The 21,923-nt window shown below is 72.0% G+C and carries 24 protein-coding genes and 1 pseudogene; 10 read left to right on the forward strand and 15 right to left on the reverse strand.

Annotation, left to right across the window (positions count from 1 at the left end; genetic code table 11):
• Positions 1–210 precede the first annotated feature (210 nt).
• Together ACSMXR_RS18955 and ACSMXR_RS18960 are read left to right on the forward strand one after the other, a co-directional pair.
• Positions 211–780 carry a hypothetical protein gene (locus ACSMXR_RS18955; RefSeq protein WP_473169483.1) on the forward strand — a complete coding sequence of 190 codons (570 nt, stop codon included), beginning with the start codon at positions 211–213 and terminating at the stop codon, positions 778–780.
• Positions 781–1,244: 464 nt separating this feature from the next.
• The gene (locus tag ACSMXR_RS18960; RefSeq protein ID WP_473169484.1) at positions 1,245–1,433 is read left to right on the forward strand and encodes a hypothetical protein; all 189 of its coding nucleotides are present in this window, start codon (positions 1,245–1,247) and stop codon (positions 1,431–1,433) included.
• Positions 1,434–1,521: 88 nt separating this feature from the next.
• On the opposite strand, the gene ACSMXR_RS18965 is transcribed toward ACSMXR_RS18960, so the two are convergent.
• Both ACSMXR_RS18965 and ACSMXR_RS18970 read right to left on the reverse strand, forming a co-directional pair.
• Complete coding sequence (locus tag ACSMXR_RS18965; RefSeq protein ID WP_473172401.1) at positions 1,522–2,793, reverse strand: RNA polymerase sigma factor; 1,272 nt, start codon at positions 2,791–2,793, stop codon at positions 1,522–1,524.
• A 19-nt stretch (positions 2,794–2,812) separates the two neighbouring features.
• The gene (locus tag ACSMXR_RS18970) at positions 2,813–3,220 is read right to left on the reverse strand and encodes a YciI family protein (RefSeq protein WP_359139013.1); all 408 of its coding nucleotides are present in this window, start codon (positions 3,218–3,220) and stop codon (positions 2,813–2,815) included.
• Positions 3,221–3,494: 274 nt separating this feature from the next.
• Here ACSMXR_RS18970 and cbiE point away from each other — a divergent pair, with 274 nt between their 5' ends.
• From cbiE to ACSMXR_RS18985, 3 genes are all read left to right on the forward strand, one after another.
• Positions 3,495–4,784: a precorrin-6y C5,15-methyltransferase (decarboxylating) subunit CbiE gene (gene cbiE, locus ACSMXR_RS18975; protein WP_218525533.1), complete on the forward strand. Its 1,290-nt coding sequence runs from the start codon at positions 3,495–3,497 to the stop codon at positions 4,782–4,784.
• The gene (cobM, locus tag ACSMXR_RS18980; protein WP_137229676.1) at positions 4,781–5,530 is read left to right on the forward strand and encodes a precorrin-4 C(11)-methyltransferase; all 750 of its coding nucleotides are present in this window, start codon (positions 4,781–4,783) and stop codon (positions 5,528–5,530) included. The genes cbiE and cobM overlap by 4 nt, the downstream gene beginning before the upstream one ends.
• A 64-nt stretch (positions 5,531–5,594) precedes the next feature.
• Positions 5,595–6,008, forward strand: a complete 414-nt coding sequence (locus tag ACSMXR_RS18985; protein WP_376184936.1) for an Imm10 family immunity protein — start codon at positions 5,595–5,597, stop codon at positions 6,006–6,008.
• Positions 6,009–6,152: 144 nt separating this feature from the next.
• On the opposite strand, the gene ACSMXR_RS18990 is transcribed toward ACSMXR_RS18985, so the two are convergent.
• From ACSMXR_RS18990 to ACSMXR_RS19005, 4 genes and pseudogenes are all read right to left on the reverse strand, one after another.
• Entirely contained in the window at positions 6,153–6,851 is a 699-nt protein-coding gene (locus ACSMXR_RS18990; protein ID WP_473169485.1) for a nucleotidyltransferase domain-containing protein, read from the reverse strand.
• A 75-nt stretch (positions 6,852–6,926) separates the two neighbouring features.
• Positions 6,927–7,076 carry a hypothetical protein gene (locus tag ACSMXR_RS18995; protein WP_381791521.1) on the reverse strand — a complete coding sequence of 50 codons (150 nt, stop codon included), beginning with the start codon at positions 7,074–7,076 and terminating at the stop codon, positions 6,927–6,929.
• 139 nt (positions 7,077–7,215) lie between these two features.
• A pseudogene (locus tag ACSMXR_RS19000) lies at positions 7,216–7,599 on the reverse strand (VOC family protein); the annotation flags it as partial.
• A 96-nt stretch (positions 7,600–7,695) separates the two neighbouring features.
• Positions 7,696–8,871, reverse strand: a complete 1,176-nt coding sequence (locus ACSMXR_RS19005; RefSeq protein ID WP_473169486.1) for an epoxide hydrolase family protein — start codon at positions 8,869–8,871, stop codon at positions 7,696–7,698.
• 80 nt (positions 8,872–8,951) lie between these two features.
• Here ACSMXR_RS19005 and ACSMXR_RS19010 point away from each other — a divergent pair, with 80 nt between their 5' ends.
• Positions 8,952–9,527 carry a CGNR zinc finger domain-containing protein gene (locus tag ACSMXR_RS19010; RefSeq protein WP_137229684.1) on the forward strand — a complete coding sequence of 192 codons (576 nt, stop codon included), beginning with the start codon at positions 8,952–8,954 and terminating at the stop codon, positions 9,525–9,527.
• Positions 9,528–9,648: 121 nt separating this feature from the next.
• Here ACSMXR_RS19010 and ACSMXR_RS19015 read toward each other — a convergent pair whose 3' ends face one another.
• From ACSMXR_RS19015 to ACSMXR_RS19025, 3 genes are all read right to left on the reverse strand, one after another.
• Complete coding sequence (locus ACSMXR_RS19015; protein ID WP_137229686.1) at positions 9,649–11,103, reverse strand: flotillin family protein; 1,455 nt, start codon at positions 11,101–11,103, stop codon at positions 9,649–9,651.
• A gap of 166 nt (positions 11,104–11,269) precedes the next feature.
• The gene (locus ACSMXR_RS19020) at positions 11,270–11,779 is read right to left on the reverse strand and encodes a hypothetical protein (RefSeq protein WP_137229688.1); all 510 of its coding nucleotides are present in this window, start codon (positions 11,777–11,779) and stop codon (positions 11,270–11,272) included.
• Between the two features lie 104 nt (positions 11,780–11,883).
• Complete coding sequence (locus ACSMXR_RS19025; RefSeq protein WP_473169487.1) at positions 11,884–12,375, reverse strand: peroxiredoxin; 492 nt, start codon at positions 12,373–12,375, stop codon at positions 11,884–11,886.
• Between the two features lie 161 nt (positions 12,376–12,536).
• On the opposite strand from ACSMXR_RS19025, the gene ACSMXR_RS19030 reads away from it, so the two are divergent.
• Both ACSMXR_RS19030 and ACSMXR_RS19035 read left to right on the forward strand, forming a co-directional pair.
• Positions 12,537–13,316 carry an alpha/beta family hydrolase gene (locus ACSMXR_RS19030; protein WP_473169488.1) on the forward strand — a complete coding sequence of 260 codons (780 nt, stop codon included), beginning with the start codon at positions 12,537–12,539 and terminating at the stop codon, positions 13,314–13,316.
• A gap of 161 nt (positions 13,317–13,477) precedes the next feature.
• Positions 13,478–15,205 (forward strand): SpoIIE family protein phosphatase, encoded by a 1,728-nt coding sequence (locus ACSMXR_RS19035; RefSeq protein ID WP_376184926.1) that lies wholly within the window; start codon positions 13,478–13,480, stop codon positions 15,203–15,205.
• A 31-nt stretch (positions 15,206–15,236) separates the two neighbouring features.
• On the opposite strand, the gene ACSMXR_RS19040 is transcribed toward ACSMXR_RS19035, so the two are convergent.
• Together ACSMXR_RS19040 and ACSMXR_RS19045 are read right to left on the reverse strand one after the other, a co-directional pair.
• Complete coding sequence (locus ACSMXR_RS19040) at positions 15,237–16,088, reverse strand: GNAT family N-acetyltransferase (protein WP_473169489.1); 852 nt, start codon at positions 16,086–16,088, stop codon at positions 15,237–15,239.
• A gap of 90 nt (positions 16,089–16,178) precedes the next feature.
• Positions 16,179–16,424 (reverse strand): hypothetical protein, encoded by a 246-nt coding sequence (locus ACSMXR_RS19045; protein ID WP_137229698.1) that lies wholly within the window; start codon positions 16,422–16,424, stop codon positions 16,179–16,181.
• Positions 16,425–16,628: 204 nt separating this feature from the next.
• Here ACSMXR_RS19045 and ACSMXR_RS19050 point away from each other — a divergent pair, with 204 nt between their 5' ends.
• Positions 16,629–17,963, forward strand: a complete 1,335-nt coding sequence (locus ACSMXR_RS19050; protein ID WP_473169490.1) for a ParB-like protein — start codon at positions 16,629–16,631, stop codon at positions 17,961–17,963.
• Positions 17,964–17,967: 4 nt separating this feature from the next.
• On the opposite strand, the gene ACSMXR_RS19055 is transcribed toward ACSMXR_RS19050, so the two are convergent.
• From ACSMXR_RS19055 to ACSMXR_RS19070, 4 genes are all read right to left on the reverse strand, one after another.
• Positions 17,968–18,591 (reverse strand): hypothetical protein, encoded by a 624-nt coding sequence (locus ACSMXR_RS19055; protein WP_137229702.1) that lies wholly within the window; start codon positions 18,589–18,591, stop codon positions 17,968–17,970.
• The gene (locus ACSMXR_RS19060; RefSeq protein ID WP_137229704.1) at positions 18,588–19,874 is read right to left on the reverse strand and encodes an MAB_1171c family putative transporter; all 1,287 of its coding nucleotides are present in this window, start codon (positions 19,872–19,874) and stop codon (positions 18,588–18,590) included. The genes ACSMXR_RS19055 and ACSMXR_RS19060 overlap by 4 nt, the downstream gene beginning before the upstream one ends.
• 66 nt (positions 19,875–19,940) lie before the next feature.
• Positions 19,941–20,528 carry a toxin gene (locus ACSMXR_RS19065; protein WP_137229706.1) on the reverse strand — a complete coding sequence of 196 codons (588 nt, stop codon included), beginning with the start codon at positions 20,526–20,528 and terminating at the stop codon, positions 19,941–19,943.
• A gap of 10 nt (positions 20,529–20,538) precedes the next feature.
• The gene (locus tag ACSMXR_RS19070) at positions 20,539–21,081 is read right to left on the reverse strand and encodes a hypothetical protein (protein WP_137229708.1); all 543 of its coding nucleotides are present in this window, start codon (positions 21,079–21,081) and stop codon (positions 20,539–20,541) included.
• Positions 21,082–21,519: 438 nt separating this feature from the next.
• On the opposite strand from ACSMXR_RS19070, the gene ACSMXR_RS19075 reads away from it, so the two are divergent.
• Entirely contained in the window at positions 21,520–21,867 is a 348-nt protein-coding gene (locus ACSMXR_RS19075; protein ID WP_103513260.1) for a MerR family transcriptional regulator, read from the forward strand.
• Positions 21,868–21,923: the final 56 nt, after the last annotated feature.

Consider the following 21,923-nt stretch of genomic DNA (forward strand, 5'->3'; position numbering starts at 1 on the left):
CCGTTCCAGAGCTGGCTGCTGGATCGCCGCAGCTCTCGTCCTGCTCCAACTCGACTACGGCCGTGCCATCTGAATGATCACGCAACGTCATGAGCCATTACCGGGAAAGGTTCACTGGACGAGTGCGAAAGATATCCGGACTGCGGCGGCTTCATAAATGCCGCCCGGGAGTTCTCCGCCGAGTACAAGAAGGTGGGGAATCATCTCCTTATGACCGTGGTGGACGAAGAGACTTGGAAGACAGCTGTGTGCGAGCTGTTCGGCGGCAGTGCGTTCGCCGCGGTCGGGCCGCGCGAGGGAGAGAGGGAGGGGGACTGGCGCGGAAGCGCCGTTGACGTCATGAGGCTGAGGACTCGTGACCCGCGGGGGTGGCTGAACGTCAACCACGCCCCGGACGGCGACGTTCACACGCTCTGTGGTCCCGATCGCCCCTTTCTCCCTCCCCGCTCCACGGACTTCGGCGCCGTGTACGACGTTTCGAGGCGGGGAGCGGCCCAGGTGCTGGTCACCCTGCAGGGAGACTGGTTTCTCACCGCCGGAATCCCCGGGTTCGACGAGCGTGAACCGGATTTGATGCGGCATGCCGGAGTGATCCTCGACCGCTTCGGCCCTGGCGCGCTCTGCTGTACGAACGCCACTGCGGCCGGGGACGATCCGAACGGTGACATGTTCAACAGGGAAGCCGCCTACGAAGGCTTCACGGACTACGCGCTGGACTGCGGAGTGGTCGTGGTCTCACCGACCGAGGTCGGTGTTTTCTGGGGCTTCGTCATTGACTGAGAGTGCGGGCTGTGACCAATCGTTCCTCGACCTACCCCTACCGGGAAACCGCGAACTGGTGCACCCAGCAGGTCATCACGCGGAATGAGCAGACGGTTCACCGCTCGCCGGCCCAGGGCACGCGGGTACGCCTGGCGCGGAGGCGATCTGGCTTTCCCGGCCCGAGCCGGTGGGACGGGTTCTGCTGCAGTCGATGACGATTTCTGGGCACGGCGCTGTGGATGTCCAGGCGGCGCGTGTGGTTCTCCAGCGTGATGCCGCGAGCGCACACATCGGGCAGAACGCCGAGAACGTGAACGAGGACGGGCGCGGAGACGGGCGCGAGCCGAGCCACGCGATGGCAGCCTGTCTGCGCCGGCCCTGGCACACCCGCCCGTGGGCCCTGGCCATCCGAACTACAGCTTCGCGAGCACGCCCGCTTCCCGGAACTCGCCCAGTTCGTCGGAGGATGGTTCTCGCAGGACATGGTGGACGAGTTCGCCGACCTTCTCGCCCTGGACCTGGAGCAGATCGACTACGTCCTCGGGCTGGCGGAGCTCGGCCTGGAAGTCGACCCACCCGCACCTCTGTCGGTGGGCGCCTGGCTCGAAGCTGTCATGGGCAGGCTCGGCCGGCCCCGTCCGAAGTACGGGCCGAGCCCGACAGCCGAGTAGCAGGGAAGCCGCCGGGCGGTTGGGAAGCCGCCGCTCCGGAGCGGCCGGGCTGCTGAACCGCCGGGCTGCTGAACTGCCGGGGCGGCTCTTATGGGGCCAGCCGCCCCGCCCGCATCCGCAGATAGCGGGCCTCGGGCTCGCTGAGGGTGGCGTCGGCGGCCGCGAGGTACGCGGTGCGGGCGGCGGCCGGATCGCCGGCCCGTTCCAGGAGGTGTCCGCGTACGGCGTCGAGGCGGTAGGGCGGCTCCACCGCCCCCGCCAGCGCGTCGACCGCCGTGAGCCCCGCCCGGGGCCCCTGCACCATGGCGACGGCGACCGCCCGGCCCAGTGCGGCGGCGGGGTCGGGGGTGCGCCTGACGAGGAGGTCGTAGAGGGCGAGGATCTGCGGCCAGTCGGTGTCCTCGGCGTGCTCCGCCTCGTCGTGGAGGGCGGCGATCGCGGCCTGGAGCTGGTAGTCACCGGCGGGGCCCTGGGCGAGCGCCTCCTCGGCGAGCGCGGTGCCTTCGGCGATGGCGTTACGGTCCCAGCGGCCGCGGTCCTGTTCGTCGAGCGGGATCAGCTCGCCGTCGGGCCCGGTACGCGCCGGAGTGCGCGCCTCGGTGAGGACCATCAGCGCCAGCAGCCCGGTCACGCGCCCCTCGTGGGGGAGGAGCCGGCGTACGGCACGGGTGAGCCGGATCGCCTCGCGGGCCAGGTCGGTGCGGTGGAGGTCGGGGCCCGCGGTGGCGGTGTAGCCCTCGTTGAAGATCAGGTAGAGGACCTGGAGCGCGGCGGCGAGCCGCTGGTCGCGGTCCTGGGCGTCCGGCTGCCGGAACTGCGTACCGCGCACCGTCCGCTTGGCCCGGCTGATCCGCTGCGCCATCGTCGCCTCCGGTACGAGGTGGGCGCGGGCGATCTCCGCCGTGGTGAGGCCGCCGACCGCGCGGAGGGTGAGCGCGATCTGCGCGGCGGGGGAGAGCGCGGGGTGGCAGCAGAGGAAGAGGAGGGTGAGGGTGTCGTCCTCGGAGGGGGCCCGGCCCGGCCCGGAGGGGCCCTCGCCGGGCGGCGGGGCGACGAACGCGTCGGCCGGGGTGAGGGCCGCCGCCGTCTCCTCGCGCCGCCGCCGGGCCTCGTCGCTGCGCAGCCGGTCGGTGAGGCGGCGGGAGGCGACCCGGATCAGCCAGCCGCGCGGGTTGTCGGGGATCCCGTCCTCGGGCCACTGCCCGGCGGCCGCGATCAGGGCCTCCTGGACGGAGTCCTCGGCCGGGTCGAAGTGCCCGTACCGGCGTACGAGCGCGCCGAGGACCTGCGGCGCGTGGCGGCGCAGCAGGTCCTCGATGTCGTCGGTCGTGTCGTCGTCGCTCGTACGGTCCGGCTTCAGTCGTCGCTCCTGGGGGTGTCTAGTCGATCCCGCCGCCGACGGTCCGGATGAGCACCGGGTACTCGGGCGCCCCGGGCGGCTGCGGACAGCGTGCCACGCGGGCGGCGATCTCGGTCACCCTCTCCAGGCTCTCGCATTCGAGGATCCAGAACCCGGCGAGCAGCTCCTTCGTCTCGCTGTACGGCCCGTCCGAGACCACCGGCCGCCCCTCGGCGTCGACGCTCACGGCCCGGCCCTGCGCGGGCTCCGTGAGCCCGTAGCCGGTCACCAGCTCGCCCGACTCGGCGAGGTCGTCGTTGATGCTGCCCATGTAGGCGAACATCTCCTGCATGGCCTTCTCGTCCCAGGCCGGGCTGGTGGCGTTGCCCTTGCCGGACTGCGCGTCGTAGTCCGCCTGGCTGCCCTGGACCATCACCAGATACTTCATGACCGTCGCCTCCTGGTCGCTCGTTCGCTCGGTGGTCGTTCTTCCTCTTACACAGGGGACGTCGGGGCCGGGGCGGGGTTCTCGACACCACGCGCGGTTCTTTTTCGGATTCACTCCGGATGCGCCGCCGGATTCACCCGCTGGAGGGGGCGGATCGGGGCGTTCAGTAAGGTTCGGCTGCGCCTGGTTTCCGCCAGTCACCCCCGTTTTCCCTCTCCTCTTCTCTCTGCTCTCCTCCTCCCTTCTCCACTCCGAACGCCTGAGGTCCCGGCCCGTGCCCCCACCCACATCTCCAGCCCCGCTTCCGCACACCGTCTCCGTCCCTGTCTCCGTCGTGGGGATCGGCGCGGACGGCTGGCCGGGCCTGTCCGGTACGGCACGGGAGGCGCTGCGGGAGGCGGAGGTGCTGATCGGCGGGGCGCGCCAGCTGGACCTGCTTCCGCCGGAGTGCGCCGGTGTACGGGTGGGCTGGCCGTCCCCGCTGAGGCCGGCCGTCCCCCGGCTGCTGGCCGAGCACAGGGAGCGCCGGATCGCGGTGCTGGCGAGCGGGGACCCGATGTTCTACGGGATCGGCCGGGCGCTGGCGGAGGAGCTGGGTCCGGAGGGGCTGCGCGTGCTCCCGCACCCGTCCTCCGTCTCGTACGCCTGCGCGCGCCTCGGCTGGCCGCTGGAGGACACGGAGGTCGTGACGCTGGTGGGCCGCCCGGCGGCACGGCTGGCGGCTTCGCTGTACGAGGGCCGCAGGCTGCTGGTCCTGAGCGCGGACGCGAGCACGCCCGCCACGGTCGCGGCGCTGCTCACGGCCCATGGCTTCGGCCCGAGCCGGCTGCGGGTGCTGGAACAGCTGGGCGGCGAGGCGGAGGCGTACGTCGACGGCGTCGCGGAGACCTGGGCGCATGTCCCGGGGGACCGCCTGAACGTCATCGCGGTCGAATGCCGGGCGTCGGCGGACGCGCTGCGGCTCGGCACCGTCCCGGGCCTGCCGGACGAGGCGTACGAACACGACGGCCAGCTCACCAAGCGCCACATCCGGGCGGCCACGCTCGGGGCCCTGGCGCCCGCGCCCGGGGAACTGCTGTGGGACGTGGGCGGCGGCTCGGGCTCGATCGCGATCGAGTGGCTGCGGGCCCATCCGTCCTGCCGGGCGGTGAGCGTGGAGCGGGATCCGGTACGGGCGGAGCGGATCACGAGGAACGCGGACCGCCTGGGCGTCCCGGGCTTGCGGGTCGTCACCGGCCCGGCCCCCTCCGCGCTGGCCGAACTGGAAGCGCCGGACGCGGTGTTCATCGGCGGCGGCCTGACCGCACCGGGCCTGCTGGAGGCGTGCTGGGAGGCACTGCGGCCGGGGGGCCGGCTGGTCGCGAACACGGTGACGCTGGAGTCGGAGGCGCTGCTGGCCGCACGGCACAAGGAGTTCGGGGGCGAGCTGGTCCGCCTGGCGGTCGCCCACGCGGTCCCGGTCGGCGGCTTCACCGGCTGGCGCCAGGCCATGCCCGTAACGCAGTGGTCGGTCAGCAAGTCCCCGGGATCCGGGGCACGTTCGCACAAGGGAGATCGATCATGACGGTGTACTTCATCGGCGCGGGCCCCGGCGCGGCCGACCTGATCACGGTGCGCGGCGCCCGGATCCTCGCCGCCAGCCCGGTCTGCCTGTACGCGGGCAGCCTGGTCCCGGTGGAGCTCCTGGCCGAGTGCCCGGAGGACGCCCGCCTGATCGACACGGCGAACCTGGACATCGGGCAGATCACGGCGGAACTGGTCCAGGCCCACAAGGACGGCCACGACGTGGCACGGCTGCACTCGGGCGACCCGTCGGTGTTCAGCGCGGTGAACGAACAGATGAAGCGCCTGGACGAGGCGGGCGTGCCGTACGAGGTCGTCCCCGGCGTCCCCGCGTTCGCGGCGGCGGCCGCGGCCCTGAAGCGCGAACTGACGGTCCCGACGGTCGGCCAGACGGTGATCCTGACCCGCGTCGCCCAGCGCGCCACGGCCATGCCGGAGGGCGAGGACCTGGCCACACTGGGCCGCAGCGGCGCCCTGATCGTCCTGCACCTGGCGGCGCGCTACGTGGACCGCGTGGTCGACGAACTGCTCCCGCACTACGGGGCGGACTGCCCGACGGCGGTCGTGGCGATGGCATCCCGCCCGGACGAGATCGTCCTGCGCGGCCCGCTGGACTCGATCGCGGAGCAGGTGAAGGCGGCGGGCGTGATCCGGACTGCGGTCATCATGGTGGGGCGGACGCTGGGCTCGGAACAGTTCCGGGACAGCTACTTGTACTCGGCGGGGCGGGACCGGGGGGAGTGCTGAGGGGCGGGGCGCTTCTGGCTCCAGGCAGGGCGCCGTTGTCGGACGCCTCTGCTAGAACACGGTCATGACATACAGATTCACCGCGCGGTTCGCCTGGGGCGTCGACGACCCGGACCAGGAGTCGTGTGTGCAGGCGGGTGTGGCCGAGTCGGACGACGAAGAGGGCTTCTCCCTGCACTTCATGTGCGACTTCGGGGACCCCCGCCCGCAGGAGATATCCCTGGGCATGGATACGCACTGCCTCGTCACTCCCGACCAGAGCACAGCCTATGGATGCATACGCACCGTGGAATTCGAGCGGGATCTGCTGCGCGTGACGTTGGACCCCGAGTCGTTGGACGACCTTGAGCTGGAGGACCACGTCATCGAGGTCGTACTACGAGCACCGGCGGAAGATGTGGCACGCCTGCGCGAGGTGTTGCCCCGAATCCTGGAGTACGGGCGACCGGACGCCCGCCCGAGGCTCACCATGGTGTAGCGCCTGTAGCGGTCGGCCGAGCCGCTCGTGGCCGGGACGACGCAGCCATGGACCTGTACCTGTACCGGACGGATGATCCGGCGGCTGCGCGTACGCCTGGGCACCTCCGCGCGGCCCGCGCCTCCGCCCCGATCACACACCGGCTCACCGGATCGCGTATCCGTCCCACAGGGCGCCACCGGACCGGTCCAGCACCCCCGCCACGACCTCCGCGAAGGCCTTCGTGTCCCCGGTGATCGCCTGCGTGGCAGATTCGGACAGGGCGCGGTGTACCTCGGGCGCGGCCGCGGCCAGGCGTCGTGAGAGCCATTTTCCTTTGCCGAGCCAGTGCCTGTCGGCCAGCAGGACCAGCTCCGAGGCGCGCTGCAGCATGTGCGTCACCAGGTACACCCGCTCCGCGGGGTCCGTGCAGCCCCGTAGGTCGTCGAGCAGGTCGGTCAGGATGTAGCGCTGGTAGTCGTGTTCATGGTCCGAGAGCGGCGGCGGGCCCGCGGCCCAGCGTGTGCGGGCCTCGGCCTGGAGTGCGGCGCCCAGGCCGTCCGTGTCCACCAGGAGCATGCCCTCGGCGCACATGGCCAGCAGCGGCGAACTCCGCTTCGCGGTCTCCTGGTCGGCGAACGTGTGCCAGCGGTCCTCTGTCTGTACGAACAGTTCCACCGGCCATCCGCGATACATCAGGTTCTCCCGGCCCGCAGTGAGCGGGTCGTCCACGAGGACCACGATGTCCAGATCGGACGTGGGCGTCCGGCGGGCGGTCAGCACGCTGCCGGCGAGGAAGGCCGCCCGGGCGGCGGGAAACCGGTCCCGGACCAGGTCGCGGGCTGTGAGCACGGGGTCGTCCATGCTCGCAGCGTACGTGCCGGCGTCGGTGCTGTGCGGGAGCGGGCGCGCTGCTGACCCCCGTGACGTGCGGGTCGTCTACGGGCGGGCGCCGGGTGATGCCGAACGGAAGATGACGGCTGCGCCCAGCGCCGCCTCCGCCGGTACGAACATGTCGCCCGACGGTGTCTCCCGCACCGGGAGCCCGTTGCGGAGCAGCAGATCGCGGGTGAGGGCGAGGTCGTGCACGGCGACGGTGCAGCCGACGAATGCGGGGAGCGCCGGAGGGTGTTCGCCCGGCAGGACCGTCGCCAGGGCCGAGCCGGGTACGAGGGTCAGCGCGGCGCCGTACGCCGGCGGCGGTCAGACGCGCGGCTGCCGCGTCGATGGCGGGCGAGGAGAACATGAGGATGTGCAGCCCCTGGAAACGGTCCAGGCACGCGGCCAGGTTGGCGCTGGTCTCGCCGATCCGTTCCACGAGCAGGGGCAGCACCTCGGGCGGGGCCTCCAGCGGAACGAGGTGGGTGTCGGCCGGCAGGCGTCCGGTGTCGCCGTCCTTCACGCGGGTCGCGAGTTCCAGGAACGAACGCGGGAAATCCGCATGGGTGTTGGCCGCGCCGAAGGGTTCGGGCTCGCCGCCCTCGTGCCGGGACATCGCCGGGCAGCTGGGCGGGGGTACGAGGAAACCGAGCCGCTCGTAGACGCCGATCGCCTCCGCCATGTCCTCGACGATGTGGCCCACATGGTGGATGCGAGCGGTGTCGTGTCCCATGACCGGCACGGTACGGATGGGCCCGGGAGGCGGTCAACTCGCCTAGGGTGAAGGGAAGTTCAGGTGTTGGTGGGGTGGGTGTGCTCCCGTACGCCTTCAGCGACCGGTGGCCGCCAGCACCGCCGCCAGGCCCTCCTGCAGGTCTTTGACGAAGAGGTCGGGGACCTCCAAGGACGGGAAATGGCCCCCGGCTTCGGGTGACCCCCAGTGGACGATCCGGCGGAAGCGCTCCTGTGCCCACGGGCGCGGGCTCTTCTCGATGTCGCGGGGGTAGACCGTGATGGCCGAGGGGACGTCGACCCGGAGGTCGGGATCGAGCGAGTCGTGGCTTTCGTAGTAGATGCGGGCCGCCGACGCACCCGTGCGCGTCAGCCAGTACAGGGTGACGTCGTCGAGGATTCGGTCGATGGAGATCCTCTCGAACGGGCTGTCCTCGGTGTCCGACCATTCCGCGAACTTGTCGAGGATCCAGGCGAGCAGCCCGACCGGTGAGTCGACGAGCGAGTAGCCGATGGTCTGCGGGCGGGCCGCCTGCTGCTTCGCGTACGCCGCGCGGCGGAGCCAGAAGTCGCGGGTTTCCTCGGTCCATCCGCGCTCGGCCGCCGTCAGCCCGTCCGTGGTCAGCCCGGGGGGTGCCTGCGCGGTCGTCGTGTGGATGCCCAGTACGTGTTCCGGGAACCTGCCGCCGAGGATCGTGGTGATCACGCCTCCCCAATCACCGCCCTGGGCAAGGAACTTGTCGTACCCCAGCCGTCTCATCAGCTCCACCCAGGCGGCCGCGATCTTCTCCGTCCCCCAGCCGGTGGTGGCCGGCCTGTCGCTGTGGCCGAAGCCCGGCAGGGACGGGACCACGACGTGGAAGGCCGGTGCGTCCGCGGCTTTCGGGTCTGCCAGTTCGTCCACCACGTCGATGAACTCGGCGATGCTGCCCGGCCAGCCGTGCGTCAGGATCAGGGGAGTGGCATCCGCACGTGCGGACCGGCGGTGCAGGAAGTGGATTCCCAGATCATCGATGGTCGTGCGGAACTGGCCGATCCGGTCGAGCCGCTCTTCGAACGATCGCCAGTTGTACGCGGTGCGCCAGTAGTTCACGACATCGACGAGGTCGGTGAGGGGAACGCCCTGTTCCCATCGGAGGGGGCCCGGTCCGGCGCGGTGGACCGTCTCGCTCTCCGGCAGTCGCGCCGCGGCGAGCCGTGCGCGCAGATCGTCGAGGTCGGCGTCGGTCGCACGGGCTGCGAAAGGTTGTACGTCGCTCGTCGGGCGGGGCATGGGACCTCCTGCCATCGGGAACCGGCTAAGCCGGTTCTAGCAGCAGCCCGAGCCGCGATGCAACCACCTAAGGTGGTTCCATGCGTGATCGGTTCCCTGACTTCCGTCTCGGCAGCGTGCTGGCGACCAGCTTCACCGGGACCCTGTCGGAGCGGCGCGGCGACCCTGTCGAGCGCATTCCCGTTCCGCGGCGACTCGTCGACTGGCTGGCGGTGAACGGCCTCGCCGTGGACTCCTGCACCCGTGCCCAGCTCGACCGTGCCCGGGAGCTGAGGGAGGCGATTCACGCCGCCGCGACGGCGGCCGCGCTCCAGGAGGCGCTGCCCGCCTCTGCTGTCCAGGTCATCAACGACCGCAGCGCTCAGGGGCGGGCCGCGGCGGTCCTGACGCCCGAGGGCGAGCGGCGTTGGCGGCTCGGCTCGGCTTCCTGCGTGGAAGACGCCCTCGGCGTGATCGCCGCCGACGCGATCGGCATCATCGCGGGCGAACGCGACGGAAGGCTCGCCCTGTGCGCGTCACCGACCTGCCGGGCCGCCTTCTTCGACACCAGCCAGAGCCGGACCCGTAAATGGTGCGACATGAACACCTGCGGGAATCGTCAGAAGAAGGCGCGCTTCCGGGCCCATCAGCGCGGAGATGCCGGACCGGCGGAGTGAGACCAGGCCGGGGTCACCGGCGCAGCCGAACGCGGACATGCCGGTGCCCGGCGGCGAACAGGTCGCTGCCGGGCACCGGTGACGGGTGAACGGGCTCAGCCCCTGGCAGGGGCCTCGCGCGTCAGCCCTTGATCTCGATCTCGCCGTTCTTCGACGTCGAGGAGTCCGCCTCCGGAGCCTCCGGGGTTCCCGGCGCGGGCACGGTGGCCGTGCGGGACTTGAGGTTCTGAAGGAGGGACGCCAGGTCCACGCCCGTCGTCGAGTTGAGCAGTTCCATGCCCTGCGCGACGTTGTCGGTGACCGTACGGGCCAGCTGGCTCGCGCCGTCCGTGGAGATGACCGTCATCTTGTCGATGGCGCTCAGCGGCTCGGAGGCCTTGGCCACGACGGTCGGGAGGACCTCGACCAGCATCTGGAGGACGGCCGCGTCGCCGTACTGCGCGAACGCGTCGGCCTTCTTCTGCATGGCCTCGGCCTCGGCCGCACCCTTGGCGGCGATCGAGGCGGCCTCCGCCTCACCCTCGATGCGGACCGCGTCGGCCAGCGCCGAACGGTGCAGCTTCTCACCCTGACCGGTCAGGCGCGAGCGCTCCGCGTCGGCCTCGGCCTCCTTGACCTGGGCGATGCGGCGGGCCTCCGCCTCCTGCTCGGCCTGGTAACGGGCGGCGTCGGCGGGCTTACGGACCTTCGTGTCCAGCTCGCGGTCGGTCAGCGCGGCCTGGCGCTCGGCGACCTTCTCCTGCTCCTGGAGGACTTCCTGCTGGCGTGCGGCCTCGGCGAGCGGACCGGCGGCGTTGGCCTTGGCTGCCGCGGCTTCCGTCTCGGCCTTGATCTCGGCCTGCTTCAGGTAGTACGTCCGCTCGGCGATGGCGATCTCCTCGGCCGCCTTCAGCCGGGCCTGCTCCGAGGCCCGCTTCGCGATGGCCTCGGCGATGTCCGCCTCCTGCTTGGCGCGGGCGGCCTCCGGGCGGCCGAGGTCCTCCAGGTAGGAGCCCTCGGTGGTGATGTCCTGGATCTGGAAGGCGTCCAGGATCAGGCCCTGGCCGGAGAGGCTGGCCTCGGCCTCCTCGGCGACCTGCCCGGCGAACGCGGCCCGGTCCCGGATGATGTCCTCGACCGACATCCGGCCGACGATCGCGCGGAGCGCGCCGGAGAGCACTTCCTGGGTGAAGCCGACGATGCCGTCCTGCTGCTGCAGGAAGCGCTGGGCGGCGGCGCGGATCGCGTCCTCGCTGCCACCGACCTTGACGATCGCGACGCCTTCGAGGTTCGACTTGACGCCGCGCAGCGTCACCGCGCCGCGCACGGCGATCGGGATGTGCCGGCTGGACAGGTCCAGGGTGAACTTCTGCTGGACGAACGGCACGACGAAGACGCCGCCACCGACGACGACCTTCTGGCCGCTGTTGTCGATGCTGGTGCGTCCGGTGACCGGGTCCGTCGACTTCTTGCCGCGACGGCCGGTGATGATGAACGCCTCGCTGGGCCCGGCCACCTTGTAACGCGTGATGACGACGAGGCCGAGCAGGACGAGAAGGACGACGATGCCGATGACGGCGATGACTACTGGACTCATGAGAGGTGTCCCCCCTGCCTCCCGTGGGGGGACGGCAGATTGTTGTGGAGCGGGGTGGTGCCAGGAAAGGAAATGGGAATGGGTCGGGGAATGAAGGTGATCGGGGCGGGCTGTGCCGTGTGACGGTGGGTGTCAGGTGGGCGGACGGTTCACGGTGGTCACGTGGTCAGCGCTCCACCGGGCGGACCGCGACCGATGTGGTCGACAGTGCCGCTTCCACCCAGATCTCGGTCCCGCGCGCCACGGGCGTCGCCGACTTGGCCGCGTACTTCACCGGCTGGTCGCCCAGCCGCAGCAGCACCTCGCCGTAGCCCTCGGCCGGGATGGCCGTCACGACGGATCCCGAGGTGCCGACCAGGTCGCTGTCGCGCGGAGTGGCGTGCGTCTGGTCGCGCATCAGGGCCTTGCTGAGTTTCCAGGTCAGCCAGCCCGCCACCAGGCCGGCGGCGACGCCGACGACCGTGGCCACGAGCGTTCCCGCACCGGTCGCGCCGAGCACGATCGCTCCGCCGAAGCCGAGCATCGAGATGAATCCGGCGATCACCGGGAGCGAGAGCAGTCCGTCGAAGAGGCCGTCGAGCACGCCGTCGAAGAGGCCTTCGAGTACCCCGCCGAAGATCAGGGAGAGCGCGAGCAGCACGATCCCCGCAATGCCGAGACCGAGAAAGAAGGTCACGCGATCACTCCCCTGTTGTCGACTTCCCCCGAGTGTTTTCCGTCGATCTGGCTGGATGATCCCATACACCACCTGCCTCGGTCACTGCCGGGTTCCGGCAATCTTTACGCTTCTTTGATGCCGGACAACCGGTCGGTGAGTGTGGAGAGTGACTGGAACGTCGCTCCGAGCAGCGCCACGTGCTTCCAGCGCAGGATTCCGTCCGGGCCGATGAGGAACACCGCCCGCCGCACCCCGATGCCCGGCGCGGAAACCCCGTACGCCTTGGCGATCTCCCGGCCCTCGTCCGCCAGCAGCGGCATCCGCAGGCTGAAGGCGCGGGCGAACGACTCATGGCTGTCCACACCCTGTGGGCTGATTCCCCAGACGTCGGCGTCGAGCCCCTCGAAGGCCTCCATGCCCGAGGAGTACGAGCACAGCTGCTTCGTGCAGACGCTGGTGTTGTCCCCCGGGTAGAACGCCAGCACCACGGACCGGCCGCGGGCGGAGGACAGCTGGTAGTCGGCGCGTTCGAAGGTGTCGCCCGAGGTTGACAGTACTCCGCCGGAGAGGGTGAAGTCCGGTGCCGCGCTGCCGAGTTGAGGACCAGATGCCATGGAGGGCTCCTTCGGTGTCGTATACGGGGATGTCGCGGATGGCACGGATGGTTCCGTGCCCGTGACCGTACAGTGGACGGCACTTCACCCATCCGGAGCGGCCGCGGCGCCGAATACGGGGAGAGGGGCACCGCGCCCCGCACCCGGACCTGGAGGTACGCGTGGCCCAACGACCGCCGTCGGCAGCGGTTCTCGTTCTGCACGGGGGCCGGGAGAGCGGTACGGGGCCGCCGCCGCCGGGCCCGCTGAATCTGCCCGGCGTACGGATGCGGCCCTTCGTCCGGGCTCTCGTCCGGGCCGCCCGGGCCGGCGGTGAGGACGTCCTCGTGCGGCAGGTGCGGTACGCCCACCGGGGCTGGAACGGCGACCGGGCGGACCCGCTCCACGACGCCGTGGCCGCCCTCGACGCCCTGCGGGCGGAAGCGGGCGAGGAGCTGCCGGTGGTGCTCCTGGGGCACTCCATGGGGGCGCGCGCCGCCCTCCGCGCCGCCGGGCACCCGCTGGTGCGGGGCGTCGTCGGGCTCGCGCCCTGGTGTCCGGCGGGGGATCCGGTCACCCAGCTCGCGGGGCGTGACGTCGTCCTCGTCCACAGCAACCGGGACCGGCTGACCAGCCCCCAGGCCACCCAGTCGCTCACCGCCCGGGCCCGCCGCGCCGGAGCCCGTACCTGCATGGTCACCGTCCGGGGCGGCGACCACGCCATGATCCGCCGGGCCGCCGCCTGGCACCGCCTCACCACCGGGCTGGTCACCGGGCTGCTAGGTTCCGGCAGTCTGCCGGAGGCGGTCGGCAGCGCCCTCGCCCTGCCGGCCACCGCCGAGGCCACCGAGGGCACCCTCGATCTGGACTCCGATCTGGACCTCGGTCCGGATCTGTTCCCCGATTCCGGCCGCGGGCGGTTCCGGGGCCGGGACCGGGGCCGGACCGGCGCCCCGCGCTGACCCCGCCCGCCCCGCGCTGACCCCGCCCGCCACGCGCCGCGGGGCGCTCGCGCCGACCGCCCGCCCCGTCCGCCGGTGCGACCCTCCCGCCGTCCTGCGGATGCGGTACGGGAACGGGCGGCCGACGATGGGGGTCCGGGAGGCGACGAACGGCGGGAGGCATGCTCTTGCAGGCCGACACGTGCGACGACGGCATGCCCTCGTACGTCGACCCGAAGACCGTCGCGACCCTGTTCGACGGCAATCCGGCCGCCGTCGCGGTGCTCGACCACGAACTCCGCTACACCTACGTCAACCCGGCCCTCGAACGGCTCAACGGCCTCACCGCCGCCTCCCACATCGGGCGGACCTTCTCCCAGGTGCTGCCCGAGCTGCGCGGTCAGGCCGCCGCCCTGCGCGACGTCCTCGCCGACGGCAAGCCCCGCGAGGAGACGATCCAGGGGCGGACCTGGGCGGTGTCCGATGCGGACCAGCGGTTCTGGCGGGCCACGTACCACCGGCTGGACACCGACGGGGCCGCGTGCGGGCTGATGGCGATCGTCGTCGAGATCACCGACATCACCCGGCAGCGCGAGGAGCTGGAGCAGGCCCGCGGCCATGTCGCCCTGCTCTCCACCGCCGCCGTCGCGATCGGCACCACGCTCGACATGGACACCACCTGCAAGGAGCTGGCCGACTTCGTGGTGCCGGACTTCGCCGACGTCGCGGCGGTCGACGTCTTCCCGGCCGAGGTGGGGCACGCCGTACGCCGCCCGGCCCCCGGTGTCGTACGGCTGCGGCGGGCCGCGCTGCGCGGCGACGGCGAACTCGACGAGCAGATGCAGCGGTTCGGCTATCCAGGGCAGTACGTCGACTTCGCCGCGGACTCCGCGGTGACCCGCTGCCTGGCGGAGAACGAACCCGTGGTCGACGACTGGGAGCACCACCAACGCCGGCGCACCGGCATCACCTCGGACCGGATCACCGCCTCCAAGGCCCTCGGGCTGCGGCAGGCGCTCGTCGTCCCGCTCACCGCCCGCAGCCGGCCGCTCGGCACGCTCACCCTCGTACGGGCCGAGGGCTCACCGCTCTTCGACGGCCAGGACGTGGCCGTCGCCCGCGAACTCGCCGTCCGCGCGGGCGTCGACCTCGACCACGCCCGCCGCTACGACCACGAGCACAGCATCGCCCGCGAACTCCAGCGCTCCCTGCTCTCCGAGCCCTGGGGCCCCCACCCGCACGTCGAGATCGCCACCCGCTACCTCCCCGCCGACCGGGGCGTCCTGGTCGGCGGCGACTGGTTCGACGTCGTACCGCTCCAGGACGGCCGGCACCTCAAGGCGATGGGCGATGTGATGGGGCACGGGGTGGAGGCGGCCGTCGCGATGAGCCAGTACCGCTCGCTGCTCCGGCTGCTGGCGGGCGAGGACCTGCCGCCGCACCGGATCCTGGAGCAGCTCGACACCATGGTCGAGCGGTCCGGCCTGGACCGGGCGGCGACCTGTCTGCTCGCCGTCGTCGACCGGTTCGGCGGGGTGTGCGAGGTGGCCAGCGCGGGCCATCTGCCCCCGGTCTTCATCGACCCGGGCGCCGGGGCCCGGGTGGTGCCGGTTCCGGTGGGGCCGCCGCTCGGCACCGGGTTCGGCGGCTACCGGACCGCGTCCGTGCCCTGCGGCCCGGGAACCGTGCTGTTCATGTACACCGACGGTCTGGTGGAGCGCCGGGGCGAGGACATCGACGTCTCCGTGCGGCGGCTCGCCGCGCTGACCATGCCGCCGGGCGGACGGCTGGAGGACCTGCTGGACCAGGTCCTCGACCGGTTCGGCGAGGACGCGGAGGACGACATCGCCGTGCTCGCCTCCCGGATCCGTGAGGGCCGCCCGGTGGTGCGGCCGACCCCGGCGGAGTGACGGCCGCCGTTTCCCTTTCCACGGGCCCCGGTCAGCCCAGTTCCAGGCTGGTGATGCCGTACAGGCCCGGCCGGTCGATGGCCGGTTCCGGGCCGCTGTACATCCGGGCCGTGTCGAACGACGGGGTCAGACCCAGCTCCCCGGCCAGCCGCACCGCCGCCGGGTTGACGTCGGGTACGTCGACGGCGACCGGGGCGTCAGGGGCGGTGGCCGCCAGCGCGCTGACCAGGGACGCCGCCACGGCGGGGGAGGCGGCGTACAGCGGGCCGATCCGGGACGCGGCGCGGCAGGCCCGCAGCACCCCGAGGCCCTGGAGCTCGCCGTCCCGCACCGCCGCCAGGGCCGTGCGGCCGGGGGCGGTGATCCAGGAGGCCAGGAAGGTGTCCCGCGCGGCCGGGAAGTGCCGCCGGTCGTAGGCGGCGAGCAGGTCGAACGGCACGCTCCGGGCGTCGACCAGGGTGGTGCCGGGCGGGGGCGCGACGTCCGGCGGGGGCGTGCCCTCGAAGCGGGCGTTGCTCCAGCAGGTGCGGAAGCCGGAGCGGCGGTAGTTGTCCTGTTGCGCGGGCACCCCGTCCAGGCCGACCGTGCGTCCGGCGAGCCGGGCCGTCCCGGCCTGCCAGGTCCGCAGCCCGTACCCCTGTCCGCGCAGGTGGGGGCGGGTCAGATAGAAGCCGAGGAAGCCGTACGCGCTGCCGTAGCGGACGACGGAGACGGAGGTGACCGGCTCGCCGTCCAGCCGGCCGAAGAGGAAGCCGCCGGGGTCGGTCGCGAAGAACACCGCGCCGTCGTTCAGGCCCGGGTTCCAGCTCTCCTCGTGGGCCCACTCGCCCAGCGTCACGATGTCCTGGGCACGGGCGGCGGTGATCTTGAAAGGGTTCGGCACGGCACCTTCGTACCCCGGCCGGGCATCGTTCAGTGATCGACGACGGGGTGATTTCCGGCCTTTCGGGCGGGCTGTGGAGGGAGGGCCCGCTCAGGCCGTCTCCGAGGTCTCCCGCTTCCGGCCGCGCAGCTGTCGCAGGACGAGGGCGGCCGAGGTGATCAGCGGCAGCAGCCCCGCCACCGCGTCGGCGGTGTTCAGCTTGTCGTGCGTGCCCTTGGCCCGGCGGACCTGCTTCGACGCCCTGACGACCGCGAGCGCGCTGCTGCCCAGGCTCAGCACGAGCCCGGCCTTGCTGCCGCGCAGGCCCTTGGCGGGCGCGGACCGGTTCTTCGCCATCGGGACACCTCCAGCCGGTGGGGCCCGTCCGTTCGCGGGCGCGCCCTCCCCGTCCACGTAACCGGGTGTCCGCCACCCCCGCAAACGCGGGCGGTCCCGTCGTGGCACCCCGGCGCCATCCCTCGTTCACATCACGTCCGTGCGGGGGTCGTCGGGCCTTGCGATGGTCCCCCGCGGAAGACCATTTCGCGGGAGGGGACGTTCATGAACCGATCGACAGCGCTGTTGGTGGCCGGGGTGCTGGCGGCGGGCACGGTCGTGGCCGGGGCGGGCACCGGGGCGGCGGCAGCCGGTCCGTGCGCCGGGAGCGGGCCGCTGCCGCACACCTGCGCGCAGCCGGGCGACCTGATCGACGTCACGCTCGGCGAACTCCACCCGACCCAGGCCGTGCTCGGCTTCGACCAGGTCTTCTACAAGCTCGGCCGGTACGGCAGCGACCGCGACGAGGCGGCGGGCGACGTCAACAAGCGCTTCGACGACTGGTGCGAGACCAACGGCCAGGAGGAGGCGGCCTCGGCCGGCCCCCAGGCCCGGCTGGACGATCCGTCGAGCTTCTCCTGCACCGTGCCGCTCGGGCAGGAGACCCCGGAGACCATCGCCCCGATGAAGACGGCCGTCGTCGGACCCGGCGGCAAGCTCTACCTCACCGACGGGCACCACACGCTGACGTCGTTCCTGGAGGGCCCCGACGGCTCGACCCGGATGCACATCCGGCTCCGCGTCACCGACAACTTCAGCTCCCTGTCGACCCCGGCCTTCTGGCAGCGGATGACGGCGGAGAAGAAGGTGTGGCTGCGCGACGAGAACAACCGGCCGCTCGGCGTGGAACAGCTGCCGGACCGGCTCGGCATCACGCACTTCCGCGACGACCCGTACCGCAGCCTCGTCTACTTCACCCGGGACATCGGTTACGAGGTCCCCGACGGCGCGACGGAGTTCCTGGAGTTCTCCTGGGGCTCGTGGCTGCGCGGCGAGCACGACGCGTCCGCGTACGACCTGACCGCCCCGGGCCCGTACCTCGACCTGGTGAAGCGCGCCTCGAAGTCGATGGCGGCGCTGGACGCCGACGCGGTCGTCGACGACGGGAAGACCGCCGCCCAGCTCGGCCGGATCGACGAGTGGAACGGCGGCAAGAAGGAGACGGGCGGGGAGTTCGCCAAGCTCGGCAAGCCGCTGAGCGACCCCAAGCCCGGCAAGCTCGCCGAGGCCCTCGACTACAAGGCCCGCGTCCTGCCCGTGCCCGCCTGCACCACCACGGTCACCGGCCCCCGCAACGGGCCCCTGGTCGTGACGGACGGGGTCACCTGCCTCGACCGGGCCACCCAGCGCGGGCCCGTCGTCGTCCGCGCGGGAGCCGCCCTCGTGGTCACCGGCTCCACGGTGGACGGCCCGCTCCAGGCCGACCGGGCGACGGCGGTCCACCTGTGCGGTTCGCGGGTCGGCGGGCCCGTCGTGGTGACCCGCAGCTCAGGGCCCGTACGGATCGGAGGCCCGGGCTGCACCGCGAACACCATGGACGGGCCCGTAGTGGTCCGGTAGCCCCTCAGCCGAAGACGTACGCCACCGTCGTCGCCGCGCCCAGGCCCGCGCCCGCCACGGTCTGGGCGACGGTGTGATAGCCGAGGGCGACCCGGGACCAGCAGACCGCCGCCGTCACCGCGTACGCGGCGGTCCACCAGGGCGAGTGGACGACGGCGAGGAGCGAGACGGCCGCCGAGGCCACCGCCGAGTCGACCGAGATCTTCCACACCGTGTTGACGGCCAGCAGGCCGATCGTCATCACCCACAGCGCGAGCATCGCGACGAGGATCCCGGTGGGCGCGTTCCCCAGCACCATCACCACCGAGCCGGCGCCGATCGAGCCCAGGATCACGAAGAAGATCGGCGCCCGCTTGGTGCGGTCCACCACATGGCGGTCGCCCCAGGTGCCGCGCCCGCGCTCCCACTCGATGTAGCCCGCCGGGATCAGCCCGGCGCAGAGCGCACCGAGGAAGCCCCAGAGCAGCCCCGTCCAGTCGCCCGCCGCCGCCAGACCGATGCCGAGCATGCCCGCCAGCAGGACGTTGCGCGGCTGGAGGACATCGGTGACGGTGCGCGCCACGGAGGCCGTGCGGGCGGAGGCGGTGGGGATGCCCTCGCCGGTCGTGGTGTCCGTGCTGCCGGTCATGCGCTCGTCTCCGTCGTGCGGGTGGTGTCGGCGGTGGCGGTGTCGGCGGTCGCGGCGGCGAGGACCGCGCGGGCCCGCTCCTCGTCGACCGTCCGGTACGCGGCGGCGACCCGGACCAGCCGGGCCACCTCGCCGTCCTGGTCGGCCGCGTGCTGGGCGGCGACCGGCGCGGCCCCTCCGGCGGGTGCGCCGGAGTCCTTCGCGAGGAGGGCGGCCCGGATCCAGTAGGCGTCCGTGAGGGACTCGGCCCGGCGCGGGTCGTCCGTGTCACGGGCGGCGGCCCGTCCGGCGGCGGCCAGCAGCCCGTCGGGCACGTAGTGGCGCAGCTTCTCGGCGGCGTCCGCGATGTCGGCCGCCCAGCGGTCCACCCGCAGGTCGGCCGGGACGTTGAAGCGGGTCAGCTCGCGGGCCAGCGAGGCGGGCGGGTCGAACGGCTGCTCGGGGAACGCGGTCATCAGCTCGTACCAGAGGGCGTGCAGTCTGACCTGGGCCCGCCACAGCCTGGCCCGGCGTGCCCCGGCCGCGAAGGCGGGGATGGACGCGCCGAGGGCGAAGAAGGCGAACAGCACCAGCTGCGCCGCCTCGGTGATCTGGTCGAACCGCAGGGCGAACGCCTCGCTCGGCTCGTCCACCACGCTGATCCACAGGAAGAGCGTGCGGCTGACGGTGTAGCCGACGCCGATGAACATCGCGAACGTCATCATCCCGAGCCCGATGCGCAGATGGCGCCGCCGGGCGTCGAGGGTGGCCAGCGCCCACTGGAAGGCGCACACGGCGGACGCGGCACCGAGGTAGAGGTAGAAGACGCTCATGTAGAGCGTGGCGCCCCCTTCCCCGGCGTGGTCGGAGACGAAGCGGTCCGAGGGCTCGGAGCGGTCGACGACGGTGAAGAACAGGACGGTCAGCAGGATCAGCGTGGCGACCGAGGCCTTGGCCGCCAGCTTCTGGACCAGCCGCGCGAACCGTACGTGGCGCGGGATCGCGCCCTCTTCGGGGTAGCTGCCGTAGATGGCCACGATGTAGCTGAGGATGGCCAGAATTGCCACCGTGGCGGTGTAGTGCTTGATGAGGACGGCGAGGTCGGTGACGGCGCTGTTGTTGAGTCCGATGCGCACCGCCTCGGTCTTCGTCCACAGCGCGACGGCGAATCCGGCGTAGCAGCCCCACAGGGCCCGGCGTCTGCGGTCCTCCTCGTCGCCCCACAGGGCAGCGGGCATACGCCACAGGGCAACGGCCGTCATCAGGCCGGCTATCAGGTAGCCGGCGAGATCGAGGGGGGTCACGGCGGTGTTCGTCCTCGGGGTCGGGGGCGCGGGGCGGGGGACCCGCGGGCGGTGCGGTGGCACGTGTCAGGCGTCGTCGGACCGTCTTCCGGGGAAGAGCCCGCGCCGCCGGTTGGCCACCGGGCGGGACAGGGAGTTGTCCAGCCGCCCCACCATGTCATCGGTGGTGAGATCCCGCGCCATCCGGGGGATCAGGGACGCACCGAATTCGGCCATGCGTTCGTCGTGGGTGTCGTACTGCGCGCGGGCCTGGACCGTGCCACCGCCGGAGGCGAAGGACTCGGCGGCGGCCGGCGAGATCATCCGGGCGATCAGCGAGGTGTCGAAGACCGGGAGGAGCGTGCGCAGTTGCTCCGCGTCGAGCGTCGTCCCGTGGTCGAACCACTCGTGGCACAGCTCGTGCAGGATCACGTGCTGGGTCTGGTACGCGGTCGGCCTGCGGCGGTAGAGGACGAGGCTGGTGGAGCCCGCCTTCAGACGCAGCCCGCAGGCGCTGTTGACGCGGGCGAGGCGGTCCGGCATCTCGTGCAGCCGGATGGTGCGCCCGCCGGCCTCCTCCATGTTCGCGACGAGTGCGTCCAGCGAGAAGGGAACCGGGAGGGGCAGGTCGGCGAGCCCGGCCTCGCACTCTTTCCGCAGTTTCCGCAGGGACATGACGAAGACGCTACGCTGCCGGGCCCGTCCGGTGGTGGTGCACGGCGGAATCTTTGCCACCGCTCGCCCCGCCGCTCTCCGCGCCGGGCCCGTCCTTCTCCCGGGCGGCGTCCTCCAGCAGGGACAGGGCGAACCGCAGCAGTTCCGGCGGGAGACCGTCGTCGTCCAGGCCCCGGCCGGCCAGGCCGCTGAGCTCCCCGGTGCGCCGCTTGGCCAGGAACTGGAGTCCGGCGACGACGTCGTCGACGACCTCGGACTCCTCCTTGAAGAAGCGCCAGTCCACGCCGAACCCCAGGCCGAGGGCCTTGAGGATGTCCTCGGACGGCTGGGTGACCTTGCCGGCCAGGATGTTGGAGAAGTAGCTGTGCGACAGCGAGCCGCCCCGGTCGCGGACCAGCTCGGCGAAGACCCGGCCCGAGATCTTCTGGCCGGGGAAGGTCTTCTCGACCATGTACTCGACTTTTTCGCGCAGCGAGTCGAGGCGGGGAAGCTCGTCCGGCTCGGGGGGTCCGACGGGTTCCGGACCGCGTTCGTCGCCGTCGTCCATGGCCATCCGGGCCTCCACGATCACCTCGGAGTCGGAACTGAGCTTGCGTAAACACTCTACGTCACTGTTAACTCGAAAAAACACGGGCAGGGGACCACGAGGGGAGTCCCTTGCCCGTGAATGACCCTGTGCCCCGTGCCGTCCGGAGCAGGCTCCGGACAGGGGTGTAGCCCTTCACGACGGGGGATGCGTGAAGGGCTACGCGTGCATTATGGCCCCGCGGTCCTCCCGACGACAACTGACCGGTCGGTCAGTGATCCGCCGGGCCGCGTCCACCGGGCCCTTCCCGGAGGCCCAAATCTGTTCCGGCCGCGATAGACATGGCCTTGCGGGGCGATTAGGGTTTCTTGTGCAGTCACGTGAAACAGCGGTACGCGGCAGAGGCGCACCCCGCAGGCGTACGGCGCCCGGTTCCTCCGGTCACGCGTGACGGAAGAGGTGCAGATGCCCCCGGATACCCCCTCGCACGCCACCGACCGGCTCGACGACGACGATTACCCCGCCTACACGATGGGGCGAGCCGCGGAGATGATCGGTGCGACGCCGGGGTTCCTCCGGGCGATCGGCGAGGCCCGCCTGATCACCCCGCTGCGGTCCGAGGGCGGCCACCGCCGTTACTCCCGCTACCAGTTGCGCATCGCCGCCCGCGCCCGCGAGCTGGTCGACGCCGGTACGCCCGTCGAGGCCGCCTGCCGGATCGTCATCCTGGAGGACCAGCTGGAGGAGGCGCTGCGCCTCAACGAGGAGCTGCGCGGCCGGTCCGCCCGCTCCGGCGGTCCCGCCGAGCGCTGACCGCCGCCGCGTCCCGGGGTGCGGGAGGTTCCGCACGGCCCGGAAAGATATCTGCA

It is taken from the genome of Streptomyces sp. DSM 106670, assembly GCF_055792845.1.

What these genes read in the sequence shown, in the direction of transcription:
- ACSMXR_RS19005 (WP_473169486.1), bottom strand. Translation starts at nt 8,871, where the DNA reads ATGCCCCGCCCGACGAGCGACGTACAACCTTTCGCAGCCCGTGCGACC.
- cobM (WP_137229676.1), top strand. Translation starts at nt 4,781, where the DNA reads ATGACGGTGTACTTCATCGGCGCGGGCCCCGGCGCGGCCGACCTGATC.
- ACSMXR_RS19075 (WP_103513260.1), top strand. Translation starts at nt 21,520, where the DNA reads ATGCCCCCGGATACCCCCTCGCACGCCACCGACCGGCTCGACGACGAC.
- ACSMXR_RS19050 (WP_473169490.1), top strand. Translation starts at nt 16,629, where the DNA reads ATGAACCGATCGACAGCGCTGTTGGTGGCCGGGGTGCTGGCGGCGGGC.
- ACSMXR_RS18960 (WP_473169484.1), top strand. Translation starts at nt 1,245, where the DNA reads ATGGTGGACGAGTTCGCCGACCTTCTCGCCCTGGACCTGGAGCAGATC.
- ACSMXR_RS18990 (WP_473169485.1), bottom strand. Translation starts at nt 6,851, where the DNA reads ATGGACGACCCCGTGCTCACAGCCCGCGACCTGGTCCGGGACCGGTTT.
- ACSMXR_RS19070 (WP_137229708.1), bottom strand. Translation starts at nt 21,081, where the DNA reads ATGGCCATGGACGACGGCGACGAACGCGGTCCGGAACCCGTCGGACCC.
- ACSMXR_RS18985 (WP_376184936.1), top strand. Translation starts at nt 5,595, where the DNA reads ATGACATACAGATTCACCGCGCGGTTCGCCTGGGGCGTCGACGACCCG.
- ACSMXR_RS19065 (WP_137229706.1), bottom strand. Translation starts at nt 20,528, where the DNA reads ATGTCCCTGCGGAAACTGCGGAAAGAGTGCGAGGCCGGGCTCGCCGAC.
- ACSMXR_RS19015 (WP_137229686.1), bottom strand. Translation starts at nt 11,103, where the DNA reads ATGAGTCCAGTAGTCATCGCCGTCATCGGCATCGTCGTCCTTCTCGTC.
- ACSMXR_RS18970 (WP_359139013.1), bottom strand. Translation starts at nt 3,220, where the DNA reads ATGAAGTATCTGGTGATGGTCCAGGGCAGCCAGGCGGACTACGACGCG.
- ACSMXR_RS19055 (WP_137229702.1), bottom strand. Translation starts at nt 18,591, where the DNA reads ATGACCGGCAGCACGGACACCACGACCGGCGAGGGCATCCCCACCGCC.
- ACSMXR_RS19010 (WP_137229684.1), top strand. Translation starts at nt 8,952, where the DNA reads ATGCGTGATCGGTTCCCTGACTTCCGTCTCGGCAGCGTGCTGGCGACC.
- ACSMXR_RS19025 (WP_473169487.1), bottom strand. Translation starts at nt 12,375, where the DNA reads ATGGCATCTGGTCCTCAACTCGGCAGCGCGGCACCGGACTTCACCCTC.
- ACSMXR_RS19035 (WP_376184926.1), top strand. Translation starts at nt 13,478, where the DNA reads ATGCTCTTGCAGGCCGACACGTGCGACGACGGCATGCCCTCGTACGTC.
- ACSMXR_RS18955 (WP_473169483.1), top strand. Translation starts at nt 211, where the DNA reads ATGACCGTGGTGGACGAAGAGACTTGGAAGACAGCTGTGTGCGAGCTG.
- ACSMXR_RS19045 (WP_137229698.1), bottom strand. Translation starts at nt 16,424, where the DNA reads ATGGCGAAGAACCGGTCCGCGCCCGCCAAGGGCCTGCGCGGCAGCAAG.